Here is a 12,645-nt window from a genome sequence, read left to right on the forward strand (position 1 = left end):
CGCCTATTTTGCGCCAATAGGTGTTAAAATCTTAGCCGGTCTATTTTCAGGCATTATCGCCCAAAGTTTTGGCAAGCCTATGTTAAAGCCTTGTCTTAGCTGGCACTTATCTATGCCTATTAACTGCCAAGGGAAAAGCTCAGGATTCTCAAATGTACTTATACATTCATTGCCGCCTAGCACGAGCGATCTTATCTGAACCGCGTCTGTGGTGGTAGGGATTAGTTGAAACACGGTTTCAAATTTGCCACGTTCAAGGTCATCGGCACAACTTTTTAATCCAAAAAATCCACTCTCTTGTATAGCTAAGCACGTATCAATATTACTAGCATTTACAAACTGAATATACTCGAAATTCAGATATCTAAAGTGATCTACTTTTTTAATGTTTGATATCATGCTTGGCACAAATGCTTTAACTTCACGGATATTCCAGTTAAGATTCTCGCCTCTTTGAGCAAAATTTACTATCAAAGGCATACCAGTATCAAGCGATCTTAAACTAAGCACAAGAGTAAATGGATCGCTTGGAATGCTTGGTTGCTTAGGCGAATTATCCACAGGATTTACTGGAGTTGGTATCCTATCTGGCGCTTTGCTTTCATTTGGAGCTAGCAAGGTGTTATTGCTAGAAGTTCCAAAGCTTAAATTTGTTGTTAAGAAACCACCTTTAGCTGTAAGCAGCCTTGTTTCTTTGGCACCGCATCCACTTATGCTTAACACCATAAATATGGCAAACAAAAATGATAGTAGGTTTTTATTAATCATATTATTTTTCATTGAAATCTCCCAAATGTTATAGGAAAGTGATCGCTTGCTAAGTGCGATCTAAATCCACTAAAAAATACACTAGCTGCAATTTGAGGCAAAGGGGCTGGAGTTACGGCTCTATTTGAGTTGCCTATCACAGCGTAATCAAGCGTCCTTCTAGCACTAACTTGAGTAATGGCGCTATTTGTAATTATCCTAGTTCTTAGCCTTAGCTCCAACTCAAGAAATGGAAGCAACTCCCCTGGCTCCCTGTTAAAATCGCCCATTATCATCCAGTTTGAGTTTATTAGCCTTGGCATACTTCTAAAAAATCTATCCACACTATGAACTATCGCCGAAGCATCGGGTCCTCCACTAGCTAAGGCATGTATACTAAAGAACACGTCAGTTCTTAGCCTAATACCCAAAATAGGTCTTGAAAGCGTTGTGGGTGGCGGTAGTAAAAATACTTCATCGGCTGGATTTGTGCTAACTAGAGCTAAATTTACCCTATTAGCCCCAAGGTCCGTTCTAGCATAATATATAAAAACGAAGCTAGGGCGAATGTTTGTTCCTAAATTCCATATATTCTCAGTTACCATAGTGCCGTTAATATCAAATACTCTGCCCGTAGGTCTTGCAGTTTGTGGTAAACTTCCTGCTTCTTGAACTGCTAATACATCAAGACCATTATCTCCTGAGAACATCTGTCTTACGCTCACGCTCCATTTAGCTTCACTGCTTGCACTTGAGCCTTGCATATTCCAAGTGGCCGTTTTAAAATCATCAATGGCACCAAATACTAAAGTAGTACTAAATAAGGCTAGTAAAATAATTAATTTTTTCATTATTTATCTCCTAAAAGTGGCGAAGCTTCGATCGGCGCTGGTATAAATATCCACTGCTGATCTAAATTTGGATCTAAGGTACATCTTTCCATTGTAATGCTAAATGTACTATCAACCTGAACTATGTCCCCATACTCTGTTCTTAGGCAGTTTTTTGACGCAACAGATACAATCATAACGGCGCCATTATCCATACCAAGAAGCTCCCATTGCTGGTTTTTGTTGTTTCTATTACAAGCTCTGTGTGTCACGCCACGACCTTCATCGTGCAAGCAATTGCCGGTTCTAACATTTCTAATAAGCGCTATATCTCCTCCTAAATTTATCACCTGCCACAACCTAGTCCCGCCAAAATCCCTTGATTTGTCTAAGGTATAGCCCCATATCCAGTTACCCTCAGCTAGTGCCCATACGGTCAGGGCTGAGCCTCTTGGATTTATGATAGCTAGTGGCACTGAGGCATCGCCTAGACTTTTGCTTGGTGCGAGGCTAAGCTCGTTAGATGGCGACGTTAGCAACACGTTATTATCTACTCTTGGTGCTTTATAGTTGTTTGACTTAGTAGAACAAGATATAAATAAAACTGAAATTAAAAGCAGAATTACTATGCGTAGTTTTGACATATCAATGTTTCCTTTCATTTAGATTGTATTTAAAATTACCGTATAGTTTGTTAACAATTAAATGATAATAAAACACTACTTAATACTAAATAAAATTGTTTTTTAATTTTATCATTTGAGTTTAGTTTAATATTTTTAAAATTTTATCTTTATAAAATTATTCATCGTGTCAAATCTAAATGTAAGCAAATTTTGAAGCATTCCAAAAAGTATCATAAATGTCACAAAGCTACTACCACCATAGCTAAAAAACGGCAATGGCACACCAACAACTGGCGCAAAACCGATAGTCATTGAGATATTTACCCCAACATAGATAAAAATCATCACAGCAATCCCGGTCGTAACAACCTGTGTGAAAAAATCCTTTTTTAGGATGTAGTTAAGGCTTAAAAGGTGCATTATAAGCAAGGCATAAAAGCCTATTAACCCAACCGCACCATAAAAACCAAACCTTTCTATATTATAAGCAAAAATAAAATCGCTAGTTGCAATGGGTAAAAATTTAAAATGTGTCTGAGTCGCTTCATCTTTTGGCTTACCAGTAAGCCCACCGCTACCAATAGCTATAATGCTTTGCTGAACGTGATAACTTGGCTTTTCGGATAAAAAATCAGTTATTCGCTTCTTTTGATAATCGTGCAAATTTTCATACAAAATGGGGGTGCAAATACCAATGGCTATAAAGATACTAATCCAAATTTTCTTATCAACCCCAATAACAAACAAAACCGCATAACCAACGAGCAAAAGTATAAGCGCAGTGCCTAAATCCGGCTCTTTTAAGATAAGAAAAAATGGCAAAAGTATGTAAAAACTAAGTCTACAAAATTCCTTTAATCCATAGCCATTTTTTTCCGGTGGGCGCTTTTTTACTAGATGTGCAAGCATAAGCAAAAACGCAGGCTTCATAATCTCTGAGGGCTGAAGCGTAAAATGCACAAACGGAAACTCTATCCATCTTTGAGCACCAAGTTTACTTACTCCAAAAATATCAACTATTATTAAAAGAACTATTCCGATCCAATAAAAAATAGGTATAAGCCACTCAAGCCTTCTAATCGGCAATAAAAAAAATGTACAAAAACACGCAAAACCGACGCCAAAATATACAAGTTGCTTATTTGCAAGTATAGAATTTGCCTCTGAAACTAAAATGTATGAAAAAACAATAATCGGAATAATCAAAAAAGGCTGAAAAAAGTCAAAATGTGTTAAAATACGCCTGTCAAAACTTATCAATAATAAACCTTATATTTTTGATCCAAATTATAACACGAAAAAGGTAAAATTTTGGTTGAATTTATAGCAAATTCTAACGATAGATTAGATGTTGTAGTATCAAACGAGCTTAAAATTTCAAGAAATCAAGCCCTAAATCTCATAAAAGATTGCTTGGTTAATGTAAATCATAAACCCGCATTAAAGCCATCTTTAAAGCTAAATTTAGACGATAAAGTCAAAGTAAATTTTGCCCAGCCAAAACCACAAATTAATCAATTTGAAGTTAATTTTGACATACCAATAATCTATGAAGATGAGGATATTTTGGTATTAAACAAACCACCAAACGTCGTAGTTCACGGCGCAAGTAGTCTAAAGGAAGCTAGTTTGGTAGAGTGGCTAAATGAAAAGAAATTTATGCTCTCAAATTTAAATGGCGCTGTTCGTGCTGGTATAGTGCATAGGCTAGATAGAGGAACTAGCGGTGCTATCGTGGTTGCAAAGACAAATTACGCACACACAAAACTAAGCGAACAGCTAAGCGATAAGAGTATGGGGCGTATATATTTAGCACTCACTGATTTGGCGTTAAAACAAGAGTGTATAATCGATCGTCCAATCGGCAGAAATCCATCAAATCGCCTAAAAAATGCCATTGTATCAAACGGCAGAAGTGCAAAAAGTGCATTTGCAAATTTAATACAAAACGATAATGCAAACTTAATAGCCGCAAAACTTTTTACGGGCAGAACTCATCAGATCAGAGTTCATCTTTTAAGCATAAATCGCCATATTTTAGGGGATAATTTATACGGATTTAAGAGCGAAAAAGATAAAATACCAAGAGTTATGTTGCACGCTTATATGCTCTATTTTACGCATCCTAGGACAGGCGAAAAAGTTGAGTTTATCGCACAGCCATACGATGACTTTATGTCTATAATACTCAAAAACAACACTATGGAGAATTTTAATGAAAAAACAAAACCTAGCTATCTTAACAGCATTTTTAGTGATCTTTCTAGCTGGTTGTGCATCTAGCACTCCAACCAATCAAAGTGCCTCTTTACCGACAATAAACAACATAAAAACCATAACAGACACGACAGAAGTTGCATTTGAGTGGCAACCAACAAACGAAGAAAAAGTAAAAGGCTACATACTATACCGCAAAAACCCGAATGACGGCAAATTTGTAGCCGTAGCAAATGTCAAAGATCGCTTTGCAACACACTATGTGGATACAGGCCTAGCCCCTGAAACGACATACACTTACCAAATAAGAAGCTACTCAGATGAGGCTATATCTTTAGAGGGAAATAGTGTTAGTGCAACGACTAGACCACTTATAAATTCTGTTGCATTTATCCAAGCAATCGCAGGTTTGCCAAATAGAGTAAAGTTGATTTGGAGACCTCACACAGACGCTAGTGTAGTTAGCTACGTTATAAAACGTGCAAACGCGGATTCTGAAAATTTTAGTCAAATTGCCGAGGTAAAAGGCAGACTAAACGCCGAATATATCGATTCTGACGTAAAACCAAATAAAAACTACAAATACATACTCTACGTAAAAAATCAAAAAGGCACACTATCAAAACCAAGCCAAGTAGTAAATGCCACAACAAAGGAGTTACCCTAGGGGCGTAAGCAACGTTACGGCTAGTAAAAATGCGCCTAAAAAGATAGTTCTTACGTGGGATAGTGTGATGTTTGATGACTTTTCACACTATAAAATTTATAGAACTTCAAGCAAAATTTTACCATACAGAAACATCGCAAAAACCGATAAAAACGTATTTGAAGATCTAGTAAATAAAAACGGCGAACAGATGTATTATAAAATCACCGTCGTTGATAAAGATGGTCTTGAGAGCCTAAAACCAAATGAACCTACAATCGGCTCGACGCTTAGTAGTCCAGAAGCACCGGTGCTATCACAGGCTAGATTTGATGGCTCTAGCGTGTATTTAAGCTGGAATGCAACAAACAGAGCCGTATCCTACACCATTTTAAGAAGCGGTGGAGAGAGCAAAAAGACGATAAACGGCATAAATGACACTAGCTACATAGATAGTAGTATAAAAATTGGCGAAAAATACAGCTATAAAGTTGTCGGAGTCGATGAATACGGCATTAGCTCAGAACACTCAAACGAAGTAGATGTAAGCACAAAATAATGCCAAATTTCATAGCAAAAAATATAAAAGAGATAAAATATCCACTACAAAGTGGCGATATAAAATTTCTATGGCAAGTGCAAGGTAGAAACGAAAAGCTGGTATTTACTCAAAGCAAAGATGATAGCTTTTTTATCACACTAAAATCAAAAAATGATGGAAATTTTGTCATAAAAGGCGATAAGTTAAGCAAACCATCTCGCATCACTAATTTACAAAAAGCTCTATATGTTTTTAAAGAGCTACTTTGCGAAAATATCGTAAGCGAAGCCATATCAAATAGTGATAAAAATGTAGCAAAAAGTGATAAAAACGTAGCTCAAATAGATGAAATTTTATCGCTTATGCCAAAATTCAATAAAATTTTCATAGAGATAGGCTTTGGCTCTGGCAGACACCTGCTATTTCAAGCACAAAATAACAAAGATTGTTTGATTATAGGCATTGAAGTTTACAAACCAAGCATAGAGCAAGTAAGCAAGCTAGCCGCGAGTAAAAACCTAGATAACATAAGACTTATAAACACTGACGCTAGGCTTTTGTTATCGTTAATGCCATCAAATTTGATTGATAAAATTTTCCTTCACTTTCCGGTGCCGTGGGACGATTCGCCACATAGGAGGGTCGTTTCACTGGATTTTGCCAAAGAGTGCCAAAGAGTGCTAAAAGTCGGCGGAACTTTTGAGCTTAGAAGCGATAGCAAAATGTATACAGACTTCACATCTGCAACGTTTTTAGAGTTAGAAAATGCAAAAATAAGTATACAAAAAAACATATCACTAGAAATTTCAAGCAAATATGAAGATCGCTGGAAACGCCAAGAAAAAGATATTTTTGACCTATTTTACACTTGTGAGCAAAAAAGTAGCGACCTAGAAGAATTAGAGCCTATGTGTTTTAATGAGAGTTATGATATGTCCAAAATGGCACTAAATTTTAAAAACACAACCATCAAAGGCGATGACTTTTTCGTTCATTTTGAGGAGCTATATCAAAGTGAAGATAAAATCATCATAAGAGTTGCATTTGGCTCATTTAGCAAACCAGAGCATACATTTATCAAATTTGAAAATAATACGTGCGAATACTTCATAAAAATGCCAATTCTAACAAAAACAAACCTAAAAGCACACAGGAAAATAAAGGAGCACCTTAGCCAATGCAACCGATAGTTAGTGCAAGAAATCTTTTGCTATCATATGAACATGACGAGATAATCATAAAAGGTGCAAATTTAGACATCAACACAAACGATTTTGTATTTATCACAGGCAAAAGCGGAAGTGGCAAATCAACAATACTAAAGTCATTTTATGGCGACATTGTCCCACGAGCTGGGGTGCTAAATGTCTGTTTGACATCGCTAGTTGGCATAAGTGATGCAAATTTAAATAAATTAAGGCAACGCATAGGTATAATTTTTCAAAACTATCGCTTGATAAACGAGTGGAGCGTTGAAAAAAACGTTATGCTTCCGCTTATAATTAAAGGAATTAGTCAAAGCGTATGCAAAACACAAGTAGCAAAGCTTTTAAAACACGTAAATATGTTACACAAAGCCGACAAATACCCGCTTGAACTAAGCGGTGGGGAACAGCAAAGGGTAGCTATGGCAAGGGCATTAGCTCACAATCCAAATTTACTCTTATGCGACGAGCCAACTGGAAACTTAGATGAATACTCAAGCGATGTCATATGGTCGCTTTTACGCTCAGCAAAAGAGTATCTTGGAACAACAGTTGTTGTGGTCACTCACCACGTCCCAAGCACTCTACGCATACCTTATCGCCACTTTGTGATAGAAAATGGAGATGTAAATGAGATCGCTTAAGGATAATATCGGCTTTATCTTAGCCCTAATCGCCATTTTAGCAAGTGTTGAGTTTAGCTTTTTATCTGATAAAATAGTTAAAAATTACGAACAACTTATGGCAAATGACTACAACATCATAATCGTTTCAAACAAAGAGCTTTTAGATACAACGCTAAAGCCGATAATACCGACATTTGCCTCACTTGAAATTTTGGGTCCACAAAAAATTTTAGAGCGTCTATCAAATGATGTTTCAGCCAAAAATTTATCCATTTTACAAAACGCCCTACCAAAATTCTACTCGCTAAGGCTAAATGCCTTTCCTAGTAGCGACTATATGAATCAAATCAGAGCAAAAATCCTAAAACTAGACGGCGTAAGCAAAGTTGAAACGTTCTCAAAAACGCACGATAAGGTGTATAAAATTTTAAACATCACAAGATCTGTTTCATACGTATTTATGGGATTAATCGCACTCATAGGCACTCTTTTGATGTCAAGACAGATAAGCCTATGGATATACAAACACAAAGAGCGTATCGAGATAATGAGCCTATTTGGGGCACCATTTATGCTAAAAAGTGCCGTGCTTTACAAAAGTGCTATTTTAGACTCAATCCTATCAACCGCTATCATAGTTTGCCTATTTAAAGCTATGCCAAGCATTCAAGGGATACAAAATTTACTATCACAAGTTGATCTTATAATGCCGCAAATTGAACTAAAAGATATGTTTATACTATTTGGCATAGCACTTACGCTTGGCGTATTCGTCGTTAGTATCGTTATGGCAAGGGCAAAATAAGTTGAAATTTATATTTATTTTCTTACTCTTTGTATCTAGTTTGTTTGCCTCAACCGATACACGAACAAAGATAAAAGACTCTAAAAACACTCTACGCTCCAGTGAAGCGATGAGTGAACAGCTAAATAAAAAACTAGAAGATTTAGCAAATGACATTCTAAATGGCGATAAAATTTTAAAAAATTTAAACAAAGATATTGATGTATTAAAAGAGCAGATAAAAAATTTAGAAAGTAACGCAACAGCAGAAAACAAAGAGCTTGAAGAGTTATCAAACCAAAACAAAGAGCTTATAAACACACAAAAAGAGATCGAACAAAATATAGTCCGAATAATCGCTGAAGACTTCTCAATGGATCTTTTAATGGAAGGCAATGGTGTCAGCGAGAGCGAAGAGAGTATCATCGCTACACAAATTTTAAATAAGCTAAATAATGTCTTAAAAGATGACTTTAAGAATATGGCAAAAGAGTATGAAAGCACTCTAAATTTAATAAGAGATAAATCAAACAAAATAGATAAAATTCAAACCAGTATAAAAACGCACAAAAAAAAGCAAGGAGAGCTATTATCGTTACAAGAAAAGCAAAAGGCAACGCTTAAAAATTTAAAAAGAGATAAAGAAATTTACACCAAAAAACTAGATAAACTACAAACTCAACAAGATGAAATACGAAAAACCTTGCAAGAGTTAGCCATAATCGCCAAAAAAGAAGATGATGAAGCAAAAAGACAAGAAGAGATAAAAAAACAAGCTAAAGAAAATACAAAAACCAGCGATGATGTAAGGCAAATAGGTTCTGGCTACACCGCAAGTGCTGTTAAAAAATATCGTGGAGCAAAAACCATATCGCCACTTGATGAGTATGTAATAAAACAAAAATTTGGAAACTACGTTGATCCGATCTATAATATTAAAATTTTTAACGAATCTATTGTTTTACGCTCTACAACTCCTGACGCAAAGGTAAAAAGTGTCTTAAACGGCAAGGTTGTGTTCGCCAAGCAAACTCCGCTACTTGAGCGAGTTATTATCATTGAACACGACGATGGTATACACACTATCTATGCTCATTTAAGCCAAATAGCTCCGACCATTAAAGTTGGTTCTAAAGTGCAAAAAGGCTCCGTCATCGGCAGAGTGCGAGATGACCTAACTTTTGAAGTTACACAAAAAAATTACCACATAGATCCACTCGAACTAATCGGAGCAAAATAAGAATATTAGCTATCTTTAAACCCTTTTTAGCTAGAATTGCTAAATTTTAAGGAGCAAACAATGGGTAAGAAAAGAAGAATTTTAGTCAAATTTTCAGGAGAAGCACTAGCTGGAGAAAGTGGTTTTGGTATAGATAACTCTATTTTAAAATTTATAGCTGGTGAGATAAAAGAGCTTGTTTTAAATGATATTGAGGTTGGCATAGTTATTGGTGGTGGCAATATAATTCGTGGAGTAAGTGCCGCAAAAGACGGCATTATAAAACGCACGAGTGGCGATCATATGGGGATGTTAGCAACCGTTATAAACTCAATTGCAATGCGTGAAGCACTCGAAAGAAGCGGTCTTGAAGTTCGCGTTCAAAGTGCGATAAAAATGGAAGCTATCTGCGAAACATTTATAGTTGGACGTGCTCAACGCCACCTTGAAAAGGGACGCGTAGTGATATTTGCAGCAGGAACTGGCAATCCATTTTTCACAACGGACACAGCAGCTACTCTAAGAGCTATTGAGATTGGCTCTGATATGATAATAAAAGCCACAAAAGTTGACGGCGTTTATAACAAAGATCCGCACAAATTTGAAGATGCGGTACTTTTAAAATCACTAAACTACGAAATGGCGATGAGCGATGACATAAAAGTAATGGACGATACAGCTATCGCCCTTGCAAAGGATAACAAACTTCCTATTTTAGTATGCAATATGTTTAAAGCAGGAAATTTGCTAAACATTATGAACGGCGATGAAAACGCACTTTACTCTATCGTAAAATAAATTAAAAAGGAAAAAAATGAGAACAGAACAAATAACCGCAAAAGCTTTAAAACAAGTAGGCGATGATAGATATAAACTATCTTTAATAGTAGCAAAACGTGCAGAAGCCCTGGCAAATGGTGCTGAAGTTTTACTAAACATCGATACAACCAAGATGAAATTTGCTGATATTGCCCTACTTGAAGTAGCTGAAGGCAAAATAGGCTTTGAGGCTTTTGTTGAAGAAAAATAGCATTTACCTTGAAGATCTCGTTAGCGAAATAGTAGCTTGTAAAAACGTAAATGACGCAAAAGAGCTACTATTTTCACTCTATCCGCTAAACGAGAATTTCTCAAACGCGATTGAATACTGCATAAAATCTCACGCTGGACAATACAGAAAAAGTGGTGAGCCATACGCTATACACCCTATTTTGGTGGCTTGTATAGTCGCATATATGGGTGGGGATGAGAGTATGCTAATATCTGCCATACTTCACGATGTAGTCGAGGATACCCCTGCTACGCTTAACGACTTAAAAGATATGTTTGGCGAAGAGGTGGCAAATTTGGTCGAGGGCTTGACAAAAATAGTAAATATCCGTGAGGATAAACTCCCGAGCTCTGAAAGCAACGAGAAGTTAGCAAATTCTGCATTAAGCTTTAGAAAAATGCTTCTTGTATCTATAAAAGATGTCCGCGTACTAGTAGTAAAACTCTGCGATAGACTGCACAATATGCTTACTCTTGATGCTCTGCGTCCAGAAAAACAAAAGCGTATAGCAGAAGAAACACTTATGGTTTATGCACCAATCGCCCATAGACTTGGTATCTCATCGATTAAAAACATACTTGAAGACCTAAGCTTTAAATACGTTTTACCAGAAGAGTATGCCAAAATAGACGGCTATCTAAACGAGCATAAACAGCAACTTACTCTAAAACTCAACGCATTTCGCGAAAAGGTGGAGCAGTTTTTACTACAAAATGGCTTTAGAGACGGCAATTTTGAGATACAAAAACGTATGAAGCACTACTACTCAATCTATCTAAAAATGCAACGCAAGGGCATTTCAATAGAAGAGGTGCTAGACCTTTTAGCGATTAGAATTTTAGTAAATGACCCGCTTGATTGTTATCTCGCACTTGGAAATTTGCATATAAACTTTAACCCCCTAATCTCAAGATTTAAAGACTATATCGCGCTACCAAAGCAAAATGGCTACCAAACGATACACACAACAATCTTTTATGATAAGAGCATTTTTGAAGTCCAAGTAAGAACATACGATATGCATAAGACCGCAGAATACGGAGTTGCCGCACACTGGAAGTATAAAAGCGGTGGCAAAGCTCTGCTTAATCCAAAATTAGACTGGCTAAATGATATCGGTATGCAAAATGAAGCCGAAAATAACCCAGAAGAGCTTTATGAATACGCAAAAGATAGTCTATACATAGAGGATATAGCGGTGTATTCGCCAAAGGGTGGCATTTTTACTCTGCCACGTGGCGCTACTGCACTTGATTATGCTTACGAGGTGCATACAGAAATAGGACTTTATGCAAAAGAGGCTTACATAAATCGCATACGTATGCCACTTCTTACCGAGCTTAAAAATGGCGATATTGTAAGGATTATAACCGATGATCAGGCAAAATACAGATGTTCTTGGATAAATAACGTAAAAACCGGCAAAGCTCGTGCAACTATCAGGTCATTTTGCAAACAAAAGCTAAAAGACATTAACAACAAAGCCGCCATAGACATACTATCTGAAATTTTTGAAGTCCCTCAAAATAGGATCACATCTTGGATAGAAGCTGAAAATTTAACCAAAAAAATATTCAAAGCGACCACTGACTCGGTGTATCTGCTAGATGTGGTAAATCAACTTAAAAAGTATATCCGCAAAGAGCGTCCTTTTTTAATCAGCCTTAACGATAAATACGATGTCAAAAAACAAAAATTTGAAAACATAGTCATCTACTCAAATCACAAGATAAATAGCGTTGAATTTGACTACTGCTGTAATCCAAAGCGTGGCGACAGCATAGTTGGCTTTAGAAATTCACACAATGTTGTCGTTCATCACAAGTTATGCGACAGAGCAGCAAAACTTATGGAAAAAAATGAAAAGATGATATTTGTCAAATGGACAAGAAATGCTCCGCACCGCTATAAAATCATCTTAAATTTAGAAAACAGAAAAGGCTCTTTGGCGGAATTTTTAACTTTTGTTGCAAGACTTGGGCTAAATTTAGCTACAATCAGCTTAAATGAAAACAACGATGCTTCGGGCGATTTATTTGTTCTAAGCGTAGAAATAGCTGAAAATTTAAACGCAAACGAGATAAAAGAGAAGCTAAAAGATAGATTTAAGATAATCGACTTTGTTTCGCTTGACGATGCGTATAATCACTAAT

General features: G+C 36.4%; 14 protein-coding genes. 10 read left to right on the forward strand and 4 right to left on the reverse strand.

Features of this window, described 5'->3' with window-relative positions; genetic code table 11:
- Positions 1-3 precede the first annotated feature (3 nt).
- The 4 genes from CMCT_RS06635 to CMCT_RS06650 all read right to left on the reverse strand — a co-directional run bounded on the left by CMCT_RS06635 (position 4) and on the right by CMCT_RS06650 (position 3,463).
- On the reverse strand, positions 4-780 hold the full coding sequence (locus tag CMCT_RS06635) for an RICIN domain-containing protein (RefSeq protein ID WP_051654900.1): 777 nt from the start codon (positions 778-780) through the stop codon (positions 4-6).
- The gene (locus CMCT_RS06640) at positions 777-1,598 is read right to left on the reverse strand and encodes a cytolethal distending toxin subunit B family protein (RefSeq protein ID WP_034969268.1); all 822 of its coding nucleotides are present in this window, start codon (positions 1,596-1,598) and stop codon (positions 777-779) included. Before CMCT_RS06640 ends, CMCT_RS06635 begins: the two co-directional genes overlap by 4 nt.
- Complete coding sequence (locus tag CMCT_RS06645) at positions 1,598-2,221, reverse strand: RICIN domain-containing protein (protein ID WP_051654899.1); 624 nt, start codon at positions 2,219-2,221, stop codon at positions 1,598-1,600. The genes CMCT_RS06640 and CMCT_RS06645 overlap by 1 nt, the downstream gene beginning before the upstream one ends.
- A 135-nt stretch (positions 2,222-2,356) precedes the next feature.
- On the reverse strand, positions 2,357-3,463 hold the full coding sequence (locus CMCT_RS06650) for an FtsW/RodA/SpoVE family cell cycle protein (protein ID WP_034969265.1): 1,107 nt from the start codon (positions 3,461-3,463) through the stop codon (positions 2,357-2,359).
- Between the two features lie 51 nt (positions 3,464-3,514).
- Between CMCT_RS06650 and CMCT_RS06655 the strand changes: the two genes are divergently transcribed.
- The 10 genes from CMCT_RS06655 to CMCT_RS06695 are packed head-to-tail and all read left to right on the forward strand — an operon-like array spanning position 3,515 to position 12,644.
- A complete protein-coding gene (locus CMCT_RS06655; RefSeq protein ID WP_034969264.1) occupies positions 3,515-4,486 on the forward strand; it encodes an RluA family pseudouridine synthase in 972 nt (323 codons plus the stop codon).
- Positions 4,419-5,087, forward strand: a complete 669-nt coding sequence (locus CMCT_RS09315) for a fibronectin type III domain-containing protein (RefSeq protein WP_082198657.1) — start codon at positions 4,419-4,421, stop codon at positions 5,085-5,087. Before CMCT_RS06655 ends, CMCT_RS09315 begins: the two co-directional genes overlap by 68 nt.
- Positions 5,062-5,625, forward strand: coding sequence for a fibronectin type III domain-containing protein (locus tag CMCT_RS09320; protein WP_034969261.1), 564 nt, complete (start codon positions 5,062-5,064; stop codon positions 5,623-5,625). Before CMCT_RS09315 ends, CMCT_RS09320 begins: the two co-directional genes overlap by 26 nt.
- Positions 5,625-6,797: a tRNA (guanosine(46)-N7)-methyltransferase TrmB gene (gene trmB, locus CMCT_RS06665; protein WP_034969259.1), complete on the forward strand. Its 1,173-nt coding sequence runs from the start codon at positions 5,625-5,627 to the stop codon at positions 6,795-6,797. The genes CMCT_RS09320 and trmB overlap by 1 nt, the downstream gene beginning before the upstream one ends.
- The gene (locus tag CMCT_RS06670) at positions 6,785-7,456 is read left to right on the forward strand and encodes a cell division ATP-binding protein FtsE (RefSeq protein ID WP_034969257.1); all 672 of its coding nucleotides are present in this window, start codon (positions 6,785-6,787) and stop codon (positions 7,454-7,456) included. The genes trmB and CMCT_RS06670 overlap by 13 nt, the downstream gene beginning before the upstream one ends.
- Positions 7,443-8,243, forward strand: coding sequence for a cell division FtsX domain-containing protein (locus CMCT_RS06675; RefSeq protein WP_176325077.1), 801 nt, complete (start codon positions 7,443-7,445; stop codon positions 8,241-8,243). Before CMCT_RS06670 ends, CMCT_RS06675 begins: the two co-directional genes overlap by 14 nt.
- Position 8,244: 1 nt before the next feature.
- Complete coding sequence (locus CMCT_RS06680) at positions 8,245-9,462, forward strand: murein hydrolase activator EnvC family protein (RefSeq protein WP_034969252.1); 1,218 nt, start codon at positions 8,245-8,247, stop codon at positions 9,460-9,462.
- Between the two features lie 60 nt (positions 9,463-9,522).
- Positions 9,523-10,239 carry a UMP kinase gene (gene pyrH / locus CMCT_RS06685; protein WP_034969250.1) on the forward strand — a complete coding sequence of 239 codons (717 nt, stop codon included), beginning with the start codon at positions 9,523-9,525 and terminating at the stop codon, positions 10,237-10,239.
- Positions 10,240-10,255: 16 nt separating this feature from the next.
- Entirely contained in the window at positions 10,256-10,471 is a 216-nt protein-coding gene (locus CMCT_RS06690; protein WP_169752964.1) for a DNA-directed RNA polymerase subunit omega, read from the forward strand.
- Positions 10,458-12,644, forward strand: coding sequence for a RelA/SpoT family protein (locus CMCT_RS06695; protein WP_034969247.1), 2,187 nt, complete (start codon positions 10,458-10,460; stop codon positions 12,642-12,644). Before CMCT_RS06690 ends, CMCT_RS06695 begins: the two co-directional genes overlap by 14 nt.
- Position 12,645: the final 1 nt, after the last annotated feature.

It is taken from the genome of Campylobacter mucosalis (genome assembly GCF_013372205.1).
Lineage (GTDB): Bacteria > Campylobacterota > Campylobacteria > Campylobacterales > Campylobacteraceae > Campylobacter_A > Campylobacter_A mucosalis.

What these genes read in the sequence shown, in the direction of transcription:
- CMCT_RS06635 (WP_051654900.1), bottom strand. Translation starts at nt 780, where the DNA reads ATGAAAAATAATATGATTAATAAAAACCTACTATCATTTTTGTTTGCC.
- CMCT_RS06640 (WP_034969268.1), bottom strand. Translation starts at nt 1,598, where the DNA reads ATGAAAAAATTAATTATTTTACTAGCCTTATTTAGTACTACTTTAGTA.
- CMCT_RS06645 (WP_051654899.1), bottom strand. Translation starts at nt 2,221, where the DNA reads ATGTCAAAACTACGCATAGTAATTCTGCTTTTAATTTCAGTTTTATTT.
- CMCT_RS09315 (WP_082198657.1), top strand. Translation starts at nt 4,419, where the DNA reads ATGAAAAAACAAAACCTAGCTATCTTAACAGCATTTTTAGTGATCTTT.
- CMCT_RS09320 (WP_034969261.1), top strand. Translation starts at nt 5,062, where the DNA reads ATGCCACAACAAAGGAGTTACCCTAGGGGCGTAAGCAACGTTACGGCT.
- trmB (WP_034969259.1), top strand. Translation starts at nt 5,625, where the DNA reads ATGCCAAATTTCATAGCAAAAAATATAAAAGAGATAAAATATCCACTA.
- CMCT_RS06670 (WP_034969257.1), top strand. Translation starts at nt 6,785, where the DNA reads ATGCAACCGATAGTTAGTGCAAGAAATCTTTTGCTATCATATGAACAT.
- CMCT_RS06675 (WP_176325077.1), top strand. Translation starts at nt 7,443, where the DNA reads ATGAGATCGCTTAAGGATAATATCGGCTTTATCTTAGCCCTAATCGCC.
- pyrH (WP_034969250.1), top strand. Translation starts at nt 9,523, where the DNA reads ATGGGTAAGAAAAGAAGAATTTTAGTCAAATTTTCAGGAGAAGCACTA.
- CMCT_RS06690 (WP_169752964.1), top strand. Translation starts at nt 10,256, where the DNA reads ATGAGAACAGAACAAATAACCGCAAAAGCTTTAAAACAAGTAGGCGAT.